14 protein-coding genes are annotated in these 21,428 nt (G+C 71.8%); 7 read left to right on the top strand and 7 right to left on the bottom strand.

Annotation, left to right across the window (positions count from 1 at the left end; genetic code table 11):
* Positions 1 to 81: 81 nt before the first annotated feature.
* Positions 82 to 1,398: a family 43 glycosylhydrolase gene (locus tag AB0B02_RS26400; RefSeq protein ID WP_357304576.1), complete on the bottom strand. Its 1,317-nt coding sequence runs from the start codon at positions 1,396 to 1,398 to the stop codon at positions 82 to 84.
* A gap of 182 nt (positions 1,399 to 1,580) precedes the next feature.
* Here AB0B02_RS26400 and AB0B02_RS26395 point away from each other — a divergent pair, with 182 nt between their 5' ends.
* Entirely contained in the window at positions 1,581 to 3,722 is a 2,142-nt protein-coding gene (locus tag AB0B02_RS26395) for a discoidin domain-containing protein (protein ID WP_357304573.1), read from the top strand.
* Between the two features lie 52 nt (positions 3,723 to 3,774).
* Here AB0B02_RS26395 and AB0B02_RS26390 read toward each other — a convergent pair whose 3' ends face one another.
* From AB0B02_RS26390 to AB0B02_RS26370, 5 genes are all read right to left on the bottom strand, one after another.
* A complete protein-coding gene (locus tag AB0B02_RS26390; RefSeq protein ID WP_281939131.1) occupies positions 3,775 to 4,188 on the bottom strand; it encodes a hypothetical protein in 414 nt (137 codons plus the stop codon).
* A 212-nt stretch (positions 4,189 to 4,400) separates the two neighbouring features.
* Positions 4,401 to 4,535 (bottom strand): hypothetical protein, encoded by a 135-nt coding sequence (locus AB0B02_RS26385; protein ID WP_255562982.1) that lies wholly within the window; start codon positions 4,533 to 4,535, stop codon positions 4,401 to 4,403.
* Complete coding sequence (gene lanKC / locus AB0B02_RS26380) at positions 4,532 to 7,165, bottom strand: class III lanthionine synthetase LanKC (RefSeq protein WP_281939126.1); 2,634 nt, start codon at positions 7,163 to 7,165, stop codon at positions 4,532 to 4,534. The genes AB0B02_RS26385 and lanKC overlap by 4 nt, the downstream gene beginning before the upstream one ends.
* 231 nt (positions 7,166 to 7,396) lie before the next feature.
* On the bottom strand, positions 7,397 to 8,578 hold the full coding sequence (locus tag AB0B02_RS26375) for a glycosyl hydrolase family 18 protein (RefSeq protein ID WP_281939124.1): 1,182 nt from the start codon (positions 8,576 to 8,578) through the stop codon (positions 7,397 to 7,399).
* Positions 8,579 to 8,598: 20 nt separating this feature from the next.
* Entirely contained in the window at positions 8,599 to 9,870 is a 1,272-nt protein-coding gene (locus AB0B02_RS26370; RefSeq protein WP_281939122.1) for a glycosyl hydrolase family 18 protein, read from the bottom strand.
* 210 nt (positions 9,871 to 10,080) lie between these two features.
* Between AB0B02_RS26370 and AB0B02_RS26365 the strand changes: the two genes are divergently transcribed.
* The gene (locus AB0B02_RS26365) at positions 10,081 to 11,574 is read left to right on the top strand and encodes a sulfatase (RefSeq protein WP_281939120.1); all 1,494 of its coding nucleotides are present in this window, start codon (positions 10,081 to 10,083) and stop codon (positions 11,572 to 11,574) included.
* 216 nt (positions 11,575 to 11,790) lie between these two features.
* On the opposite strand, the gene AB0B02_RS26360 is transcribed toward AB0B02_RS26365, so the two are convergent.
* Positions 11,791 to 13,356: a cellulose binding domain-containing protein gene (locus tag AB0B02_RS26360; RefSeq protein WP_281939116.1), complete on the bottom strand. Its 1,566-nt coding sequence runs from the start codon at positions 13,354 to 13,356 to the stop codon at positions 11,791 to 11,793.
* Positions 13,357 to 13,555: 199 nt separating this feature from the next.
* On the opposite strand from AB0B02_RS26360, the gene AB0B02_RS26355 reads away from it, so the two are divergent.
* From AB0B02_RS26355 to AB0B02_RS26335, 5 genes are all read left to right on the top strand, one after another.
* Entirely contained in the window at positions 13,556 to 14,566 is a 1,011-nt protein-coding gene (locus tag AB0B02_RS26355; RefSeq protein WP_357304567.1) for a hypothetical protein, read from the top strand.
* 181 nt (positions 14,567 to 14,747) lie between these two features.
* Positions 14,748 to 17,102, top strand: coding sequence for an AbfB domain-containing protein (locus AB0B02_RS26350; protein WP_357304564.1), 2,355 nt, complete (start codon positions 14,748 to 14,750; stop codon positions 17,100 to 17,102).
* 151 nt (positions 17,103 to 17,253) lie between these two features.
* On the top strand, positions 17,254 to 18,786 hold the full coding sequence (locus tag AB0B02_RS26345; RefSeq protein ID WP_357304562.1) for a ricin-type beta-trefoil lectin domain protein: 1,533 nt from the start codon (positions 17,254 to 17,256) through the stop codon (positions 18,784 to 18,786).
* A 225-nt stretch (positions 18,787 to 19,011) separates the two neighbouring features.
* Entirely contained in the window at positions 19,012 to 19,371 is a 360-nt protein-coding gene (locus AB0B02_RS26340; protein ID WP_281939110.1) for an SCP2 sterol-binding domain-containing protein, read from the top strand.
* A gap of 5 nt (positions 19,372 to 19,376) precedes the next feature.
* The gene (locus tag AB0B02_RS26335; protein WP_357304651.1) at positions 19,377 to 21,425 is read left to right on the top strand and encodes a glycogen debranching N-terminal domain-containing protein; all 2,049 of its coding nucleotides are present in this window, start codon (positions 19,377 to 19,379) and stop codon (positions 21,423 to 21,425) included.
* Positions 21,426 to 21,428 lie beyond the last annotated feature (3 nt).

Genomic DNA, 21,428 nt, shown 5'->3' with positions numbered 1-21,428 from the left:
GGCCGCCCGGCCGGGCGGCCCGGAAGGCACGGCGAGGCCCGGGGGCTCCCGCCCCACGAACGGCGTCACCCGTGCCGACGATCAGGCGATCTCCAGGTAGTCGAGTTCCGCCCAGCGGCTGCGCCGGGTCAGGCGCAGCGTGTTCCACCCGGCGTTCAGCACCACGTCCGCGCGGACCTGCCGCCACGTCTCCCACCCGGTGTTCGGATACGCGACCACCTGCGCGCCACCGCCGTTGACGGTAAGCGTGTGCTCGGCGTCGCCGTAGCCGGCGGAGTAGCCGACGTACGCGGTGTAGCCGCCGGCGCGCGGCGCGAAGACGCTGACCTCGACCCAGCTGTCGGCGTAGTCGAGGTAGGCCGCCACCTGTCCCTGCGAGGCGGTCGCGGTGCTCCGGACGGCGCAGTGGTTGAGCGTGCCCCGCTCGGCCTCGTAGCGCACCCGGCTGCCCCGCACCACCGGGTTGTCCCCGGCCCAGCCGAGGTCGGCGACGTACATGCCGCGCGCCGAGTAGTCGTTCACCCAGCCGTGGAAGACCAGCCGGTCGCCGCCGGACTCGCGCACCACGTCCGCGCCGCCCGGCCCGCGCACGGCGCCGTCGAGGCTGGCGGTGGTCAGCAGCGACCGGTACGCCTTGGTGTACGGGCCCGCCAGCGACGTGGCGCTGGCGTAGCTGGTCTGGTAGCCGTCGCCGCCGTACCCGCCGAGGGAGTAGGAGAGCACGTAGTGCGCGCCCACCCGGGTCAGCACCGGCGCCTCGATGACGCCCGCCTCCTCGGCGCGGCCACTGCGCAGCAGTTCGGCCCGGCCGCCCTGGAGCGTCACGCCGTCGGCGGCGACCGCCTGCGCCCACAGGCTCGTCGGCTGCCCGACCGCGTTGCCGTCGTCCTTGTAGAGCAGGTAGCGCCGGCCGTCGGTGTCGACGAAGCTGGACGGGTCGATGTCACCGCCCTCGGCGGCGTCGCAGACCAGCGGGCCGGACCCGACCGGGGCGAAGGGGCCGAGCGGCGAGGTCGAGGTGGCCGCGCCGATGCACTGGCGGCCGGCGGCACGGCTGCGGGCGGTGTAATAGAGCAGATAGGTGCCGTCGGCCCGGCGGGACACGTCCGGCGCCCAGGTGAGGCCGCCGGAGGCCCAGGCGCCGAGCGTCGGCAGCGCGTCGGCGCGTCGGGTCCACGGGCCGGTGAGCGCCGACGCGGTGGCGACCGGCACGTTGCCGTTGCCGTTGTTCGTCGAGTAGGCGTGGTAGGTGCCGCCGACCTTGAGGATGTCGGGGTCCGGGAAGTCGGTGCCGAGCACCAGGGACGGCGCGGTGGTCGCCGCGCCGGCCGGCGCGGCGACGAGCACGCACGACGCGGCGACGAGCACGGCCAGCAGGTGGGCGAGAGTGCGACGCATGCCCACATGCAACCACAGATGTCGATGCCATGGCGCGGCGGCGGCGTGGTTCCGGAACCGCCGGATTTCCTTGACACGCGCCCGTCGCGCGCCGAACCTGGTCACCAGGGAGCGCTCTCCACCGCTGGTCACGGCCGACCGGCGAGCCATTCTCCGGCCACCGCCCGCTCCTGGAGACGCCCATGAACCGCCAACCCGTCCGCACCGTCGACCCGCCGACGCGTACCCGTCGCCGCCTCACCGCCGCCGCCCTCGCGGCGACGCTCGTCGCCACCCTGACCGGCCTCGCCGCCGGTCCGGCCCAGGGCGCCGACCCGCTGCTGTCCCAGGGCCGCCCGGTCACCGCCTCGTCCACGCAGAGCGCCGCCTTCCCCGCCTCGGCGGCGGTGGACGGCGACTCCGGCACCCGGTGGTCCAGCGCCGCCGCCGACCCGCAGTGGCTCAGCGTCGACCTGGGCGCCGCCGCGACCGTCAGCCAGGTGGTGCTCGCCTGGGAGACCGCCTACGCCACCGCCTACCAGGTGCAGGTCTCCGCCGACGGCGCGACCTGGACGACGCTGCGCGCCGTCACCGGCGGCGACGGCGGCGTCGACACGCTCGCGGTCGCCGGCACCGGACGGTACGTGCGGGTCACCACCACCGCCCGGGGCACCGCGTACGGGGTCTCGCTCTGGGAGTTCCAGGTGTACGGCACGCGCGCCGCCACCGGGTGCGACACCACCGGCAACGCCGCGTCGAACCGCCCGGCCACCGCCTCGTCGACCGAGAACGCCGCGCTGCCCGCCTCGGCGGCGGTGGACGGCAACCCCGGCACCCGCTGGTCCAGCGCCGCCGCCGACCCGCAGTGGCTGCGCGTCGACCTCGGCGTCGAGCGCGCCGTCTGCCGGGTCGACCTCACCTGGGAGGCGGCCTACGCGACGGCGTACCAGATCCAGCTCTCCACCGACGGCGCCACCTGGACCACCGTCTACGCCACCACCACCGGCACCGGCGGCGGCCAACAGCTCACCGTGACCGGTTCCGGCCGCTACCTGCGGGTCCTCGGCACCGCGCGGGCCACGGCGTACGGCTACTCGCTCTGGGAACTCGCGGTCCGCACCACCGGAGCGACCCCGACGACACCGACGACGCCGCCACCGTCCGGCGGCGACGTGCTGCTGTCCTACGGCAGGCCGGCGGTCGCCTCGTCCCACCAGGACGACGGCGCCTGCTGGCAGTGCTCGCCGGCGCGGGCGTTCGACCTGGACCCGGCCTCGCGCTGGGCGACGAGCCCGACCACCGGCTGGGTCGACCCGGGTTGGATCTACGTCGACCTCGGGGCCACCGCGACCGTACACCGGGTGGTCCTCCAGTGGGACGCGGCCTACGCCACCGCGTACCAGATCCAGACCTCGACGGACGCGACCACCTGGACCACCGTCTACCGCACCACGAGCAACCCGGGCTTCCGGCAGGACCTCACCGTCACCGGCACCGGCCGCTACGTGCGGATGTACGGCACCGCGCGCAGCAACGGCTACGGGTACTCGCTGTGGGAGTTCCAGGTGTACGGCACCGGAGGCGCCCCGACCGCTCCCCCGGCCCGGCCCGCCGACCCCACGTTCCCGGCCACCACCCTCGTCTTCGCCGACGAGTTCGACGGACCGGCCGGCGCCCGGCCGGACGCGGCGAAGTGGACCGTCGACCCGGGCACCGGGCAGAACAACGAGTCGCAGTACTACACCGACAACGCCAACGCGGCGATGAACGGCGCCGGCCAACTCGTCATGGAGGCCCGGCGGGAGAACGCCGGCGGACGCGCCTACACCTCGCACCGGATGAACACCGGCACGAAGTTCCAGGTGCAGTACGGCCGGATCGAGGCGCGGATCAGGGTGCCCCGGGGCAACGGCCTCTGGCCGGCGTTCTGGATGATGGGCGGCGACTTCCTCACCGGCCGGCCGTGGCCGTACAACGGCGAGATCGACATCATGGAGATTCTCGGCCGCGACACCTACCGCAGCTACACCACGCTGCACGCGCCCGCCTACAACGGTGGGGGCGGCTACGGCCAGGAGCACGTCTGGACGGTCGACCTGTCCGCCGACTTCCACGTCTACGCGGTCGAGTGGGACAGCCGGGGCATGCGCTTCCTCGTCGACGGCACGCAGGTGTTCTACGCCAGCAAGGAGACGGTGGAGACGACCCGCGGCCCGTGGGTGTTCGACCACCCCTTCTATCTGATCCTCAACCTGGCCGTGGGCGGCGACTGGCCCGGCCCGCCGGACGCGTCGACGCCGTTCCCGGCGCGGATGCTCGTCGACTACGTGCGCGTGTACCGGTGACCGGCGGGGGCGCGGGCCGGCCGGGCCGGCCCGCGCCCCCGCCGCGTCGCGGCTAGCCCGGCTGGACGGCGACGTGGAAGTTGAACACCGCGCCGTTGCGGGTGAGGACGAGATTCCACTTCCCGCCGTTCTTGAGCACGGCGGGGTTGGAGTTCGGATAGCGCTGCAGGAACCACGTCTCCAACCGTTGCGCCTCGGCTGCGGAGAGCACCCCCACCTCCCCCACCTGCGCCGCGTGGTGCGGCTCCGGGTTGCAGCCGGCGTTGAACCGGTAGCTGGTGTCCCGGTTCCACCGGCCACAGCCGAGCATCGTGACCGTGACCGGACCGGACTGCTGGAAGGCCAACTGCGGGACCGGAGGATCGGCGACGACCACGTCCGGTGGCGTCTCCAGGGACGGGAACGGCACCGCCACCGTCTCGATGACGGCCTGCGACGCCCAGTTGAAGTCGACCTCGAACGACATGTCCATCCTCCTGCCGGAGTGCCACGCCCGCCGGCCCGTTTCGGCGGCACGTCGACGGACCCATCATCGACCGGCCCGGACGCCGGCACGCGTGCACTGTCCGTGCCCGGACACTGGCGGTCAGGCGACAGCGACGGCAACGGCTCCCGGGGCGACCCGTGCGACGGTCGTCCCCGGGAGCCGGTAGCCGGGCGTGGACCCGGACGGGGCGGCTAGTCGCCGCAGCCGACCCACACGCTGTACGTGCTGTAGTCCCGGCAGTAGAAGTAACTGAAGGTGCTGGTGGGCGCCTCGGGCGCGGGCTCCTGCTCGACAGTGACGCCCTGCAGGTTCAACAGAAAGTTCATCTCATCACCCCCCTCCGCTCTCGTCGCGGCACCGTCCCGCCGAGAAACGGCAGGACGGGGACAGGTGCACGCCGCGCGGCGGCCCAGAGCACGAGGAGGACGCCCGCCGCGCCGGTGGCCAGATCGGTGGAGAGCCGTTCGAGCTGGTCCCCGGGGAAGGCGAGACCACCGCGATAGGCCACGGCGTGCCAGGAGAGCGCGGCCACGTGCCGACGGACGAGGTCGGCGACGGTCATGCCGCCGCCGTCCGCGGCGACGACGGGAACGTCGGACCGGTCCAGGCCGAGCAACAGGGCGAGCAGTCCGGCCCGCCCGTTGAACAGGCCGGACTGGACGGTGAACTCGGCACACGCCGCGCGGGTCAACTCGCCGAGCACCGTCCCCAGCTCGTCACTCGGCCGGTGCCGGAGAAACTCCCGCAGCACCATCGCGATGCCGGCGCTGCCGGCGGCGAGGTAGGGCAACACGCGCCACCCGTCGTCCACCTGACGCGACCCGTCCGGCATCAGGACGCAGCGGCCCAGGTCGTGCCGCAACCAGCGCTCCGCCGACTCCAGGTGGGCGCGGTCACCGGTCGCCTCGAACAACCTGACCGACAACAGCGCGACGCCGCTGGCTCCCCGCAGGAGGCCGGCGGCCGGACGGTTGCCGGCGGCGGCCCGGCCCGCGTCGCGGTCCTCAAGCCTCGACGCGATGTCCAGCGCGGCGGTCGTCCAGCTCCGGTCACCGGTCGCGGTGGCGAAGTGCAGATAGTTGAGACCGATGCCGGCGAGCCCGTCGAACAGGTGACTGGACAGCAGATCCAGCCCGGCGGCCCGGGGCGCGCGGTCGAGCAGGGTCAACGCTTCCTCGTGCCGGCCCAGCCCGTCGAGGACGTGGCACACGCCGTGCAGACCGTCGTAGAAGCCCGGCGCCAGCGCGCCCCGCTCGTCCTGCACCCGGCGTACGAGCCACTCCTCGTGCTCGGGAAACCGTCCGGCCCCCGTCCGGTCCAGGACGTGCAGCACACCCGCCGCGCCGTAGGCCAGCCCGAGACCGCCGACCTGGAACTGCTCGATGTCCCCCGGGAACAACCGGTCCCGCCGCCCGGGGGTGGCGGTGGCGAGAATGCCGGTCGCCAGGGCGGCGCGGACGCGGGTGAACGGCACCTCCGGCGTGTCCAGGTCACCGGGGACCAGGTCCGGCGACGCGGCGGACACCGCACCCTGGTCGTCCCCGGCCAGGCCGAGGTTGGCCACCACCTCGGGCCCGAACCCGGCGGGAAGGTCGAAGCGCCGCATCGCCGCGGTGACGAGTTGCGCGGCCTTGCCCGGCGCGAGCGGCAACACGGCGGTCAGCGGAAGGAACATCGACAGTTGCAGGCACCCCAACGCGTACCGGTCCGCGGCGACTCCGGTGCGACCGTCCGCGGCGACGTAGCCGGGCGCGCCCATCGCGGGCCGGGCGCTGTCGTCCACCCCGGTGGCGAGCTCGAAGTCGATGAGCCGGACCGCGCCGTCCGGCTGCACCATGACGTTGTGCGGATGCAGGTCGCCGAAGACGACCCCGCGACCGTGCAGGTCCGCGAGGACGTCGCCCACCTTCCCCAGCACGTCGAGCGCCCACCGGACGTAGTCCCGGATCTCGTCCGGACCGGCGCCCGCCCGGGTGAGCGGGTACCGCGCGCTGAACTCGCGACCGAGCGTCCGCCCCTCGATGAACTCCTCGGCGAGGAACACGTGCTCCCAGCAGGTGAACTTCTCGTACAGGGCCGGGACGCAGGGCAGCCCGCGCAGCCGGGCCAACATGTCGGCCTCGCAGTCGAGTCGGTGCACCGCGTCCCGGCCGAGGCCGTCGATGCCGGCGTGCGGTCGGCCCTCCCGCAGCACGACCACCCGGTCCGTTCTGACGTCCCGGGCCCGATAGACGCCGCCGCCGTTGGAGAAGTGCAGCACACCCTCGATCTCGTACGGGAACTCCTCGGGTCGCGTCTGCTGCCGGCCGCGCTCCTGGACCGCCGGCCGGAGGAAGGCCGGGACGTCGACCCAGGCGGGCACCGAGAAGGAGGGTTCCCGCCGGTCGGGCACGAGCGTGCCGTCCGGCTGCCGCACCGCGAGAACCCGCGAGCCGTCGGCCGTCGTGACCCGGCGGGGCGCGAACCCGCCGAAGCGCACGAACAGTGGGCCCCGGTCCCACCGCAGATCGCTGAGGATGTACGGGCCGGGTTCCCCGTCGAGCCGCGCGCCGAGCCGGCGGAGCGCGGCCTCCAACTCGTCGGTGTCCTCGGGGTAGATCGTGATGAACTTGCCGCTGGCGGCCCGGTCCGCGTACTTCGAGTTGCGCAGCGTCAGATCGAGTTCGGTGCTGAGGAATTTGTACGCGAGTTGCGCCTGCTGGCAGTACGTCGAGACGGTGTCGAGAATCCGTCGGGCGTTGTCCAGCGTCGCGGACACGTGGATCTTCCAACCCTGCGTCGCGACGAGGCCCCGTGGCGGCGTCACCATCGTCCACCCGTCCCGGGTCGACAGGTCCCATCCCGGCCCGGCCCGCAGGTCCGTCCCGAAGCGGTCCCGCCGGGGGCCGCCGTCCGCACCGGGTCGGTCGTAGAAGGTCGGATCAGCGATCCGGTAGTACTGATACCGGTTGTCCATCGGCCCTTCACTACGTCAGCCACGGCTCGCACCACCGTCGTGAGACCTGCGCGGCGCCCTGAGCGGGTTCGACAGCGATCGTGGCACACGGTCACACGCTTCGATACCCCAGAAAAGTGACGCCGCTGGTCGGAGGCGGTGATCCCCTCACCGGGGTCCGCAACCGGCGGGTGAGGTCTCCGGTTTCGGGTTCCGCCTGGTCGCTGAACCGTCCACCGGAGACCTCCGGGCCTAGAAGCCGGCGGAGATGCGGCTGAACTCCCAGTCGCTCTGGGCGATGCCGCTGCAGGTGGAGACCACGCCCCCGCCGGCGCAGCCGCGATCGCGGTTCACCGCCCAGAAGGTGAATCGGGCGAGGCCGCTGCTCCTGGCGTAGTCACGGATCCGCGTCCAGGTCTCCGGGGTGGTGACCTCCTGCTGGTCGGACAGGCCGTTCATGCCGGAGATGCCCATGTGGGCGTAGGCGGTCTGGTCGTTCCAGCCGAACGTGGACTTCAGTTGGTTCTTCAGGCCCTCCGCGGCGTTGCGGGTGCTGGTGTACATGTCGCTGCCGCCGCCGAAGTCGAACGGCATGATGGTGAAGACGTCCACGTTGGCGTTCAGCGCCCGGGCCTGGTTGATCAGCCGGACGCCGTGCGTGTTGGGGCCACTCGTGGTCGTCCCGAAGGTGAGGATCGTGGTGACGCCCGGGTTGTTGCGCTTGATGATGCCCAGCGCGCTCACGATGCGGTCGGCGACCACGTAGTTCTCGAACTCGTCGTAGTTCTCGATGTCGATGTCGATGGCCTTGAGACCGAAGGTGTTGATGACCTTCTGGTACGCCCCGGCGAGGGCCTCCGGGGTGGCGCAGTTCGGGCCGAGCTTGTTGCCCTGCCAGCCGCCGATCGACGGGACGATCGTCGCGCCGGCCGCCTTGGCCTGGTTGATCCAGGACTCGTGGACGCCGCCGGTCAGGCCGCCCTCACCGTCCCAGACCGGGTTGCAGCCGTTGGCCAGCACGAACGCGACGGTGAACGCGCGGACGCCCTGAGCGGTGATGGTCGAGGGCGCCGGCGGGTTGCCCCAGCCGGGGTAGACGTAGGGCGACGCGGCCATCTTGCCGGCCGGCGGCGGGTTGGTCGGGCCGGTGGGCGGCGGGGTGGTCGGGGTGGTGCCGCCGCCGCAGGCGCCCTGGTTGGCCCAGACGTCCCACTGCCCGCTGTGGGTGGCCGGGTTCTCGTTCTGGGTCCACCACTTGGCCTGGTAGTTGACGCCCTGGTAGGACGCCTGACCGCCGCCGACGTACACGGCGGACGCGGACCAGGCCGGGTAGCAGGCCACGGCCGCGCTCGACGTGGACATGGGGACGATCGCGATCGCGGTGGCGGTGACCGTGACGGCGGCCAGAGCCAGGATCTTCTGCCTGAGTTTCATGACACGCTCCTGCGGGGGGGTCAGGGCAAGGTGGTGAGGTGCGGGCGGACGGTGTTGGCGAATCCGTTGCCGTTGGTGACGTCCCAGTTGATCGACCAGGTCATGGCGCCACGGATTCCGGGGTAGGTGCGCGGCGGCTTGACGGAGCCGCAGTTGGTGCCGCGGGCGAGGCAGTCGAGGGCCTGGTTGACCACGGAGGGGTTGACGTAGCCGCCACCGGCCGCGCTCGGCGCGGCCGGCAGCCCGAGGGACACCTGGTCCGGCCGGAGCCCGTTCTCGAGCTGGATGCAGGCGAGCGCCACGAGGAAGTTGACCGACCCCTGGCTGTACGCGGCGGTGTTGTCGCAGCCGAGCATCGCGCCGGAGTTGTAGAACTGGGTGTGGACGACGGTCAGGATGTCCTTGATGTTCAGCGCCAGCTGGAAGTACTGGCCGCCGGTGCTCTGCATGTCGATCGTCTGCGGCGCCATCGTGATGATCAGGTTGGCGCTCGTCCGGTTGCGGATGTCGCGCAGCGCCTGGGCCATGTACGTCGCGTTGACGCCGTTCTCCAGGTCGATGTCGACGCCGTCGAACCCGTAGGTTCCGATGAGGCCGACGATCGAGTTGGCGAAGTTCGTGGCGGCACTGGAACTGGCGACCGAGATGGTGCCGCGCTCGCCGCCGACCGAGATGACGACCTTCTTGCCCCGCGCGTGCAGGGTGGCGACGTCGTTCTTGAAGTCGGCGTTGGTGTAGCCGCCGAGCGAGGCGCTCAGGCCCGCGTCGATGCCGAAGGACACCGCGCCCGGTGTGCTCGTCGCGTCGGCGAACGCGACCGCGACCAGGTCGTAGTTGGCCGGCACGTCACGGAGCCGGATCTCCTGGGCCGGGTTGTCGAAGTTCTGCCAGTACCCGGTGAGGAAGTGCTTCGGGAGCTGACCGTTGCCGGTCGGCGGAGGCGTGGTGGGTGGCGGGGTGGTCGTGGGCGGCGGGGTGGTCGGGGGTCGGGTGGTGGGCGGCGGTGTCGTGGTCGGGGGTGACGTGGTCGGCGGCGTGGTGCCGCCGCAGGCGCCCTGGTTGGCCCAGACGTCCCACTGGCCGCTGTGCGTGGCCGGGTTCTCGTTCTGGGTCCACCACTTGGCCTGGTAGTTGACGCCCTGGTAGGAGGCCTGACCGCCGCCGACGTACACGGCGGACGACGACCAGGTCGGGTAGCAGGCGGCGGCCGCGGAGGCGGACGACGCCAGATAGACGGTGGTGCCGCCGGCGGCCAGGACGGCGGCCAGGGCGAGGACGGCGGGGCGGCGCATGGGGGTGGGCCTTCCGGAGGGGACGGAACCGAGGAGCCAATTATTAGGAGTGTTAACAGTAAAGGTCCAGAGTTAGACCACCTTGAATTTTTTGTCGAGAGGTGCCAAGCTCGCCGACCCTCGTCGTCACCGCGTGCGCCGCGGGCACGTTGACCGGATCATTACCACCCGTTAATGAGATGCCGGTCGATATCAGGCAGGCTCGCCCCCATGCCGACCACTCTCCGGAGCCGCCTCGCCGCGATGTCCGTCGTCACGCTGGCAGCCGTCGCCGCCTGGGCACCCGCACGGGGCGCGGAACCCGCGCCCGAGCCCGCCGCCGCTCCGCCCAACATCGTCTTCGTGCTCACCGACGATCTGGCCTGGAACCTCGTGCCGTACCTGTCGCAGGTACGGCAGTTGCAGGCAGAGGGCGTGACGTTCACCAACTACACCGTGACGGACTCGCTCTGCTGCCCCTCCCGCTCGTCCATCCTGACCGGCAACTTCCCCCACGACACCGGCGTGTTCACCAACGGCGGCAGCGACGGCGGATTCGCGGTCTTCAAGAGCCGGGGGAACGAGAACCGCACCTTCGCCACCGCCGTGCAGGGCCGGGGCTACACCACGGCGTTCATGGGCAAGTACCTCAACGGCTACCAACCGGCCGACACCCAGGGCGGGACCCAGCCCTACGTCCCGCCGGGCTGGTCCGAGTGGTACGGAGCGGGGAACGGCTACCCCGAGTACAACTACGACCTCAACGAGAACCATGTGATCAGGCACTACGGCGACGCACCCGCCGACTACCTCACCAACGTGCTGGCCCGGAAGGGCAGATCCTTCATCCAGCGCGCCGCGGCGGCCGGGACACCGTTCCTGCTGGAGGTCTCGACGTTCGCACCGCACAGCCCGTTCACCCCGGCCGACCAGGACCTCGACAAGTTCCCCGGTCTCACCGCCCCACGCGGCCCGGCCTACGACCGCCTGCCCCGCCAGGCGCCCTCCTGGCTGGCCGGCAACGGACCCCTGACCGCCACCGAGAAGGACACCCTGGACCGCAACTTCCGCAAGCGTGCGCAGGCGGTGCAGGCGGTGGACCGGCTCATCGCCAACCTCCGCGAGCAGTTGACGGTCAGCGGCGTCGCCGACAACACCTACCTGGTGTTCAGCTCCGACAACGGCTTCCACATGGGCGAGTACCGGCTCACCGGCGGCAAGCAGACCGCCTTCGACACCGACGTACGCGTACCGCTCGTCATCGTCGGTCCCGGCGTCAGCCGGGGCCGGACCCGGCCGGAGGTCGTCCAGAACATCGACCTGGCGCCGACCTTCCAGCGGATCGCCGGCGCGGACGTCGGCGCGGACGTCGACGGCCGCAGCCTGCTCGGTCTCGTCCAGGGTGACGCGGCCCCGAACTGGCGCGACGGAGCGCTCGTCGAGCACCACGGACCCCAGCAGGCCGCCGACGACCCGGACGCCCAGGACCAACGCAACGGGAGCCCGACCACCTACAACGCGCTGCGGACCGCGACCTACACCTACGTGGAGTACGCGAACGGTGAGCGCGAGTACTACGACCGCACGACCGACCCCGACCAGCTCACCAACCTCGCCGGCGACCTTCCCGCCTCGCGGCTGGCCGCGCTGCACCAGGCGCTCGCCGGTTACACCGGCTGCCACGGCCACTCGTCCTGCTGGACGGCCGGCGACGTGCCGGCCTGACCGACGACCCGCTCGTCGAGGAACGCGTGGAGCCAGGTCCGCTCGTTGCCACCCCGCGCCGGCGGCTTCGCCCGGACGAGGGCACGGCTGCGGATCTGGCACACCGGCAGACCCGGCCCACCGGGTCGTGGCGCGGCCCGGTCCGGACGGACCGGGCCGCGCCACCGGTACGGGCCGCCGGCGGGCGGCGGGTCCGGCCGGTCGGGCGCGCTCGCGTCAGGGCAACGCCTTGAGGAACGGGCCGTGGTTGAGCCGGAACTCCCAGGAGTAGAACCGGTCCCAGTTGATGGACCAGGTCATGAGGCCGCGGAAGTTGGGGTTGGTGCCGCTGCGGGGGCTGTATCCGCCGCAGTTCTGACCCCGCACGAGGCAGGTGACCGCCTGTTGCACGCCGGCGGGGGCGAGGTAGCCGTTGCCGGCGCTGGTGGAGGAGGGCGCGCCGAACGCGACCTGGTCCTCGCGCAGCGCGGGGAAGACGGCGTTGGCGTTCCCGGCGACCGGGAAGCCGGCCAGCAGCATGTCCGTCATCGCGATGTGGAAGTCGGCGCCGCCCATCGTGTGGTACTGGCCGTCGAGCCCGACGATGGGACCGGAGTTGTAGTCCTGGACGTGCAGGACGGTGAGGATGTCGCGTAGCGCGTGGATCACCGGCAGGTAGGACCCGGCCCTGGGGTCCTGGCCGCCCCAGGGGCCTGAGCCGTAGAACTGGTAGCCGAGCTGCACGAAGAACGTCTCCGGAGCCATGGTGAGCACGAAGCCGCTCCCGTAGCGCTGCTTGAGGGCGCGGATCGCCGAGATCAGGTTCACCACGACCGGCGTGGTCGGGTTGCGGAAGTCGGTGTCGCCGGGGTCGAGGTAGAGGGAGTGGCCCTCGAAGTCGATGTCCAGGCCGTCGAGGCCGTACCGGTCGATGATGGCCGACACCGAGCGGACGAAGGTGTCCCGGGCGGCGGTCGTGGTGAGTTGCACCTGCCCGTTCTGGCCCCCGATGGACAGCAGCACCTTCTTGCCCTGCTGCTGTTTGGCGCGGATCGCGGCGATGAACTGGGCCTCGGTCTCCACGGTGGGGCATTCGGCGACCGGGCAGAGCTGGAAGCGGATGTCGCCGGAGGTGACGGAGGTGGGCTCACCGAAGGCGAGGTTGACGATGTCCCAGTCCGCGGGCACGTCGGCCATCCGCAGGTACCCGGCGCCGTTGGCGAAGCTGGCGTGCAGGTAGCCGATCAGGGCGTGCCGCGGCAGCCCGGTGTTCGGCGGGCTGGTCGGCGGCGCGGTGGTGGGCGGTGCCGTGGTCGGTGGCGGTGTGGTGGGCGGCGCGGTGGTGGGCGGGGCGGTGGTGGGCGGGGCGGTGGTGGGGGGTGCCGTGGTGGGCGGCGCGCCACCTCCGCACGGCGCGCCGTTGAGCGTGCAGTCGCCGGGCGAGCCGGAGCCGGTGGCCAGGAACCCGAACGACACCGACGCGCCGGGGGACAGGGTGCCGTTCCAGGAGCGGTTGGTGAAGGTGTGCCGCTGTCCCACGCTGGTGACCGTGGCGTCCCAGTACGAGCCGAGCGTGGTGCCCGCCGGCAGCGTGAAGGCGACCTGCCAGCCGGTGATCGGGACCGAGCCGCCGTTGGTGATGGTGTATCGACCCTCCCAGCCGGTACCCCAGTCGGAGGTCCTGGTGAACGTGGCCGTCGGACCGGCGGCCAGGGCCGGATCGGCGAGGGTCAGGGTCGCCGCGGCGGCGGCGACCAGGGCCGCCAGGGCCGCCAGGAACGGTGTTCGGAATCTGCGCGCCATCCGGTCCTCCCGAGGGGTGCCCGGTCGAGGGGTATCGACGGGAGGCTAATTATTAGGTTTGTTAACTGAAGTTGTCCAGGCCCCCGGAGGCACGGCGGCGCGGTCACCGGCGTGAGCCGCCTCCACGCCACGGTGTCAGCTATCCGTCCCGGTCGGTCGCATGATCGGCCGGGCGGGCGTGCGATCGTGAGGATCGATCGTGACGCACATCGAGTGGGGGCGGCAGATGCGAGGAACGACGCCACGGGTACGCCTCGGCGCGATGCTGGTGCTGCTGATGCTCGCCGGCTCGGCCGTCCCCGCCGCGGCGGTTCCGCCCGACGGTTCCCGCGCCGGCGGCACCCGATCCGAGCGGGTCGTGCCGGCCCCACCGGGGACGGTGTCCGCCGGCACCGACGCCTCCGCCAACCGCGCCGCCCTGGCGGCCTCGTGGTCGACGGGGCAGGTGGCCCCGGGCGACACCCAGGGCTGGGTGTGGAACAACGCCAACCCGCTCACCGTGGCCTACCAGGTGGGCTTCTCCCCCACCGGCGCGAGCGCCGCCCTGCCGTGCCAGTTCGAGGTGACCCGCCGCTGGTACTCCCAACAGCCGGGCGGGGAACGACGCTTCCACTTCCAGATCCGCAACAACGGCGCCGTCACCTGCGGGGCGACGGTCCTGCTGTCCGCCCAACCCGCCACGTACGACTGGACCATCGCGCCACTCGCCCCGGGCGCCACCGGCAACTACCGGTGGGTCGAGCAGGTGTCGCCGACCGTCTCCTACCTGCTCGGGTTGAGCCCGACCGGCGCGAGCGGAGCAGCCGCCTGCCAGCTCGAGATCACCCGGACCTGGTACCTCCAGGAGGCCGGCGCGGTCCGCAAGTTCGCCTTCGTGGTACGCAACATCGGCGCGGTCACCTGCGGTGCGCAGGTCCGCCTGGCGCAGCTTTCCGTGCCGACCACCTGGTACGTGGGCACCCTCGCCCCGGCCGGCTCCTCCACCTGGACCTGGAACAACGCCAACCCGCTCACCGCCGTGCATTTGATCGGCCTGTCGCCCTGGGGCGCGCAGCTCACCGACCCGTGCCAGATGGAGATCACCCGCACCTGGTACGTCCAGCGGGTCAACCCGGACGGCACCACCCAACGCCAGCTCGCCCTGACCGTGACCAACGTCGGCGCGATCAGTTGCACCGCCACCGTGTTCCTCACGCCCCTGACCACCTGAGACCGGTTGCCGGCCCCATGGATGACGCGATGTGACATATCGATGGATGAGGATTGACGGGCGGCCCGTGAGGGCTCTATAACGATGTCGGGACCGGGCCTGACCTGATCGGCCGCCGGGCACCCACCGCCAGCCGCCGGCGGCGCAGCTCGGCCCTGACGGCCCGCCCGATGGAGACGGCATGACACGTCCCGATCCCGTCCGCCTCGCCGCGCCCCTGCTGGCCGTTCTCACGCTGGTCGCCGGCCTGCTCACCGCGCCGGCCGCGCCGGCGCACGCCGTGCCGGCCAAGAACCCGCCGCTGACCACTCCCTGGACCGCCCAGGCCCTCGACGGCGTGCCGCTGCCGGACTACCCGCGACCGCAGATGACCCGGCCGGACTGGCTCAACCTGAACGGCGAGTGGCAGCTACGCCAGTCCGCCACGGACGACGCCCCGCAGTTCGGCACCGACCTGCCCGAGCGGATCAACGTGCCGTTCCCGGTGGAGAGCGCCCTCTCCGGAGTGCAACGGTCCGCCGGCGACAACCGCAACCACCTGTTCTACCGGCGGGTCGTGACGGTGCCCCCGAACTGGGGCGGACGCCGCGTCCTGCTGCACTTCGGCGCCGTCGACTGGCAGACCACCGTCTGGGTCAACGGCGTCGCGGTCGGCGGCCACACCGGCGGCTACGACGCCTTCACCTTCGACGTCACCGCGCAGTTGCGCAGCGGCGCGAACGAGATCGTGGTGAAGGTGTGGGACCCGACGGACAGCCGGCAGAGCGGCAGTCTGCCGCCGATCGGCAAGCAGACCAAGCAACCCGGCGGCATCTTCTACACGCCGAGCTCGGGCATCTGGCAGACGGTGTGGCTGGAACCGGTGCCGGCGGCGTCGATCAGCAGCGTCGACCTCTACCCACGCCTGGCCGACAACACCCTCCGCGTGCGGGTCTTCACCCGCGGGGACGTCAGCGGGCACCGCGTCGTGGCCGAGGCGCTCGACGGTTCCACCGTGGTCGGCTCCGCGACCGGCGGCTTCACCGAGTTCACGGTGCCCGTGCCGAACGCCCGTCGCTGGTCCCCCGACGACCCGTTCCTCTACCACCTGCGGATCACCCTGCGCGACGCGGCGGGCGGTCAGGTCGACCGGACCACGCACTACTTCGGCATGCGCGAGATCAGCACCGGCGTGGTCAACGGCGTCCTGCGGCCGAAGCTCAACGGCCAGTTCGTCTTCCAGACCGGCACGCTGGACCAGGGGTTCTGGCCGGACGGGCTCTACACCGCGCCCACCGACGCCGCGCTCGCCTTCGACCTGCAGAAGCACAAGGACCTCGGCTTCAACATGGTGCGCAAGCACATCAAGGTCGAACCGCAGCGCTGGTTCTACCACGCCGACCGGCTCGGTCTGCTGGTGTGGCAGGACGTCCCGTCACTGACCGCGCAGGACATCGACGCGACCGACGCGCAGCAGGCGCAGCTCGAAGCCGAGGCCCGCGAGATCGTGGACGAGCACCGCAGCTCGCCGGCCGTCGTCACCTACACCGTCTACAACGAGGGGTGGGGGGAGCGTGCGCTGGCCGACACCCGCCGGGTCGCCCAGAACGTGAAGAACCAGGACCCGACCCGCCTCGTCAACGCGCACAGCGGTTACAACTGCTGCCAGTCGTTGGGCGACCCCGGCAACGGCGACATCGACGACTGGCACGTCTACCTGGGGCCGGACTCGCCGGTGCCGTCGAGCAGCCGGATCGCCGTGCTCGGCGAGTTCGGCGGCCTGGGCCTGCGCGCGCCCGGACACGAGTGGAGCCCGAACGGCGCCTTCTTCGCGTACGAGTGGCAACCGAACTCCACGGCGCTGACCGACCGCTACGTCGGACTCGTGCAGGGCACCCAGAACCTCATGCTCGGCAAGGGACTGAGCGCCTCGGTCTACACCGAGATCGCCGACCAGGAGGGTGAGCTGAACGGATTCCTCACCTACGACCGGCAGGTGGTCAAGATGGACCAGGCCCGGGTACGGGCCGCCAACCTGTCCCTCATCAACGCGTCGAGATCCGTCGGCAGCTCGGCGCCGGTGGCGCTGCCGCTGAACACCCGCCGATCCTTTCAGGTCACCACCCCCGGACTCACCAACCGGTACCTGCGGCACCGGGACAGCCTCGCCTACACGGAGGTCGTGGACGGGAACAGCTCCGCGCTGCTCAGGAACGACGCGACCTACACGGTCCGGGCCGGTCTGGCCGACGGAACGTGCTATTCGTTCGAGTCGGTCAACTTCCCCGGGCAGTTCCTCCGGCACCAGAACTCGCGCGTACGCAACTCGCCGAACGACGGCTCGGCGCTGCTCCGCGCGGACGCCACCTGGTGCGCCCGGGTCGGGGTCACCGGAAGCGGCGTCTCGTTGGAGTCCTACAACTTCCGCGGCAGGTACCTGCGGCACTACGACTCCGAGGTCTGGCTGAGCAACGGCGCGGGCGGCGAGGCGTGGAACTCACCCGCGCTGTGGGCCGCGGACAGCACCTGGAACGTCACGACGCCCTGGGCGCCCTGACCAAGCCGGGGCGCTGACTCCCCGGCAGCGTCCCCCGCGCCACTTCGATCGAGGCACATCTATTGACAAAGGTTGTTTACGGTTTCACTCTGAGAGCGCTCTCTCGCGCCCGGAGGCACGGCGCGACGCCGCACCAACCGGAAGGAGTTCGATGACCAGAACAATGGCGCTGCTCACCGCCGCGACGCTCGCGCTGCCGATGCCGGCCGCCGCACCGCCGGAGACCTCCCCCACCGCTCGGGCACAGGCGCAGGTGTCCGGCCTGCCGGCCGGCATGGCCGAGGCGATGCGCCGCGATCTGCGCCTGACCGACGACCAACTCACCGCCCGCCTGACAGCCGAGGCCGCCGCCGCGGTGGTCGACCGACGGCTGCGCTCCCGCCTCGGCGCCCGGTACGCCGGCTCGTGGTTGGACACGAGCGGCCCCCTCACGGTCGCCGTCACCGACGCGTCCGCCGCCGCGGCGGTACGGGCCGAGGGGGCCCGGCCCCGGCTCGTCCCCCGGGCGCTCACGAGTCTCACCTCCGCACTGACCACACTGGATCGGCGGGCACGCAGCCATCCGCCCGGCGCCGCCGTGCGCGGCTGGTACGTCGACGCCGCCGCCAACGAGGTCGTGGTGCGGGTCGCGCCGGGCCAGGAGCGCACCGCCCGCGCGTTCGTCGGCGGCAGCGGCCTCGCCGGCGGGCTCGTCCGCTACGCGACGGCTCCGGACGCGCCGCGCCCGATGTACGACATCCGAGGTGGCGACCAGTTCGTCATCAACGGCAGCGTGCTCTGCTCGGTCGGCTTCGCCGTCGCGGGCGGCTTCGTCACCGCCGGACACTGCGGGGCCACCGGCAGCCCCACCCGGGGGTACGACAACGTGGCGCAGGGCACCTTCGCCGGCTCGTCGTTCCCCGGCAACGACTACGCCTGGGTCCGCACCAACGGAGACTGGACGCCACGCCCCTGGGTGAACAACTACGCCGGGGGCAATGCTCCCGTCGCCGGCTCCCGGGACGCGGTGATCGGCAGCTCGGTATGCCGGTCGGGACGGACGACCGGCTGGCGCTGCGGCACCCTCCTGGGTCGGGAGGAGACGGTCAACTACGCGCAGGGCGCGGTCTACGGGCTCAGCCGCAGCAACGCCTGCGCCGAGGGGGGCGACTCCGGCGGCGCCTGGCTCTCCGGCGACCAGGCACAGGGGGTGACCTCGGGCGGATCGGGCAACTGCACCTCCGGCGGCACCATGTGGTTCCAGCCGGTCAACGAGATCCTCGGCGTCTACGGGCTGAACCTGGTCACCACCGGCGGCGGGACCGGGACCCGGATCATCAGCAACTGGAACAACACGTGCGTCGACGTGCCGAACTCGAACTTCTCCGACGGGGTTCCCCTCCAGACCTGGAACTGCAACGGCACGGCGGCACAGAGCTGGACCTTCACCGGCGGTAGCCTGCGCACGCAGAACAACATGTGCATGGATGTCGCCTGGGGGTCCCGGGACAACGGCGCGGTCATCCAGATCGCCACCTGTAGCGGCAACGCCGCGCAGCAGTTCGTGTTGTCCGCCGCCGGGGACCTGGTCAACCCGCAGGCCAACAAGTGTGTCGACATCAAGGACTGGAACGGCAACGACGGCGCGCGGTTGCAACTCTGGGAGTGCGGCGGCACCGCCAACCAGAAGTGGCGCACCGGCTGAGCGGAGCGCCCGACACGGCGTCCCGTCCGAGGTGGGCCGAGGACGGGCGTCGTGCCGCTCGGGAACGACTGCCGAACCGGGCGTCCCGCCGGGCCGGGTACGGGTTCCGCAGATCGGCCCGTCTGCGTGCTTTGCACCCCGCTCCGACGGTGTGGGCGGTGTTAGAGCCGCCCCGGCGCGGGTAGCCACCGCCGGCCAGACACCGGTGGCAGCGAGGAGGTCCGGGTGACGCCGATCGACGCCTTTCTCGACGGTCTGGATCGGAGCGGCCCCGACGAGCGGCTCGTCAAGGTCAGCGGCAGCGTGCGGTTCGACATCCACGACGACCGAGGGGTACACCACCGGCGGCTCGACATCGACCACGGGCGGCTACGGGTCACCGAGGACGACGGCCCCGCCACCACGGTCATCACGCTCTCCGAACAGACCGCCGTGGCGATGGTGGCCGGCGGGATGAACGGGCTGGCGGCGATCGCCCGGGGCGAGATCATGGTCGACGGTGATCTCGCGCTGGCACTGCGGATCGGACGGCTGTTCCCCGCGCCCGTGACGGCGGCCGGCCGGCAGGGTGGAGGCGCCGCGTGAGGGACGTGCCGGGCACCGTGTCCTGCATCGACGGGAACACGTTCGTCGTCTCCGACAGCAGTGGGGACATCGAGGCCTCGTCGGCCGCGCCGGTGGGTCTGTTTTCCGCCGACTCGCGCTACCTGTCCCGGTGGGTGCTGACCATCGACGGCGAGCGGATGACCGCCCTCTCGGTGGACGACAGCCAGTACTTCGAGGTGGCGTTCTTCCTCGTTCCCGGCGGCCGGATGGACTACGTCCAGGCGGACGTGTCCGCGATCCGACGACGCCGCATCGGCGCCGACCTGGTCGAGACCGTCACCGTCTTCAACTACGGCGAGTCGGACCTCGACCTCGCGGTGCGTCTCGAGGTGGCCGCCGACTTCGCCGACATCTTCGAGATCAAGTTCGCTGCCGACGCGAAGGTCGGCGAACGCTACGCGCACGTCACCCCCGACGAGCTACGGCTGGGCTATCGCCGGGCCACCTTCCAGCGGGAGGTGGTCCTCACGGCCAGCCAGCCGGCGACCTTCACCCCGGAACACCTCGACTTCCCGATCCGGCTGGACGCCGGAGCCAGTTGGACGGTCGAGGTGAGGGCCGAGATGAGAGCGCCGCGACCCGACGGCGTCGACCTGCGGGCCGGGCTCCGGGTCCACCGGCCCGACGCGTCGACCCTGCCCGACGGCGTACGTGCCTGGGTGGCGGCGGCTCCGACCCTGGACACCGACAGCCCGGTGCTGCGCCAGGTCTACCAACGCAGCCTGGTGGACCTGGCGGCGTTGCGGTTCGCGCCGCTCTCACTCGGCGGCGCCACCGTGCCGGCCGCCGGGCTGCCCTGGTTCATGACCCTGTTCGGCCGGGACAGTCTGCTCACCTGTCTACAGGCGCTGCCGTTCACGCCGTCACTGGCACCGGCCACCCTGCGGATCCTGGCCTCCCTCCAGGGCGCGCGCACCGACGACGTGCTGGAGGAGGATCCCGGCCGGATCCTGCACGAACTGCGCTACGGCGAGTCAGCGGCCTTCGAGGAGCAACCCCACTCGCCGTACTACGGCACCGTGGACGCCACCCCGCTGTTCCTGGTGCTGCTCGACGAGTACGAGCGGTGGAGCGGCGACGCGGATCTCGTCCGTGAGCTGGAACAGGAGGCGCGCGCCGCGCTCGACTGGCTGGACAACCACGCCGACCTCACCGGCGCCGGCTACGTCTCGTACGAACGCCGTAACCGCTCCACCGGCCTGGACAACCAGTGCTGGAAGGACTCGTGGGACAGCATCTCCTACGCCGACGGACGACTCCCCGGCTTCCCCCGCTCGACGTGCGAGACCCAGGGCTACGCCTACGATGCCAAGATCCGCGCGGCCCGGCTGGCGCGTGCCTTCTGGAACGATCCGGCCCTGGCCGAGCGTCTGGAGCGGGAGGCGGCGGCCCTGTACGACCGGTTCAACCGGGACTTCTGGCTGGCGGACCGCGGCTACTACGCCCTCGCGCTCGACGGCGACGGCACGCCGGTGGACAGCCTGTCCTCCAACATCGGGCACCTCCTGTGGAGTGGCATCGTCCCGCCGGAGCGCGCCGGACGGGTCGCCGAACTCCTGATGAGCCCCGCGCTGTTCTCCGGCTGGGGTGTCCGCACGCTGGCCGAGGGGCAGGCCCGCTACAACCCGCTGGGTTACCACAACGGGACCGTGTGGCCGTTCGACAACTCCTTCATCGCCTGGGGACTGCGGCGCTACGGTCTGACCGACGAGGCGGGACGCATCGCCGAAGGAGTCATCGAGGCCGCGGGCTTCTTCGAGGGTCGCCTGCCCGAGGCGTTCGGCGGGTTCGACCGCCGGACCACCCGCTACCCGGTCCGGTATCCGACCGCCGGCAGCCCGCAGGCGTGGTCCAGCGGGGCATCGCTGCTTCTGCTCCGCACGATGCTGGGCATGGAGCCCCACGAGGACCACCTCGCCACCACCCCGGCGCTCCCGCCCGCCTTCGAACGGATCACCCTGCTGGACATTCCCGGCCGCTGGGGCAGGCTCGACGCCTTCGCGCGCCGCCGGCCGGATCCGGCGAGCCCCTGAGCG

The sequence above is a fragment of the Micromonospora sp. NPDC049240 genome, assembly GCF_040647835.1.
GTDB lineage: Bacteria > Actinomycetota > Actinomycetes > Mycobacteriales > Micromonosporaceae > Micromonospora.
Note: the sequence above shows the minus strand (reverse complement) of the source record. Positions and strands in the feature narration are given on the sequence as shown.

Bases quoted from the DNA above. Each gene is read 5' to 3' on its own strand.
- AB0B02_RS26400 (WP_357304576.1), bottom strand. From the start codon at position 1,398: ATGCGTCGCACTCTCGCCCACCTGCTGGCCGTGCTCGTCGCCGCGTCG.
- AB0B02_RS26395 (WP_357304573.1), top strand. From the start codon at position 1,581: ATGAACCGCCAACCCGTCCGCACCGTCGACCCGCCGACGCGTACCCGT.
- AB0B02_RS26390 (WP_281939131.1), bottom strand. From the start codon at position 4,188: ATGTCGTTCGAGGTCGACTTCAACTGGGCGTCGCAGGCCGTCATCGAG.
- AB0B02_RS26385 (WP_255562982.1), bottom strand. From the start codon at position 4,535: ATGAACTTTCTGTTGAACCTGCAGGGCGTCACTGTCGAGCAGGAGCCC.
- lanKC (WP_281939126.1), bottom strand. From the start codon at position 7,165: ATGGACAACCGGTATCAGTACTACCGGATCGCTGATCCGACCTTCTAC.
- AB0B02_RS26375 (WP_281939124.1), bottom strand. From the start codon at position 8,578: ATGAAACTCAGGCAGAAGATCCTGGCTCTGGCCGCCGTCACGGTCACC.
- AB0B02_RS26370 (WP_281939122.1), bottom strand. From the start codon at position 9,870: ATGCGCCGCCCCGCCGTCCTCGCCCTGGCCGCCGTCCTGGCCGCCGGC.
- AB0B02_RS26365 (WP_281939120.1), top strand. From the start codon at position 10,081: ATGCCGACCACTCTCCGGAGCCGCCTCGCCGCGATGTCCGTCGTCACG.
- AB0B02_RS26360 (WP_281939116.1), bottom strand. From the start codon at position 13,356: ATGGCGCGCAGATTCCGAACACCGTTCCTGGCGGCCCTGGCGGCCCTG.
- AB0B02_RS26350 (WP_357304564.1), top strand. From the start codon at position 14,748: ATGACACGTCCCGATCCCGTCCGCCTCGCCGCGCCCCTGCTGGCCGTT.
- AB0B02_RS26345 (WP_357304562.1), top strand. From the start codon at position 17,254: ATGACCAGAACAATGGCGCTGCTCACCGCCGCGACGCTCGCGCTGCCG.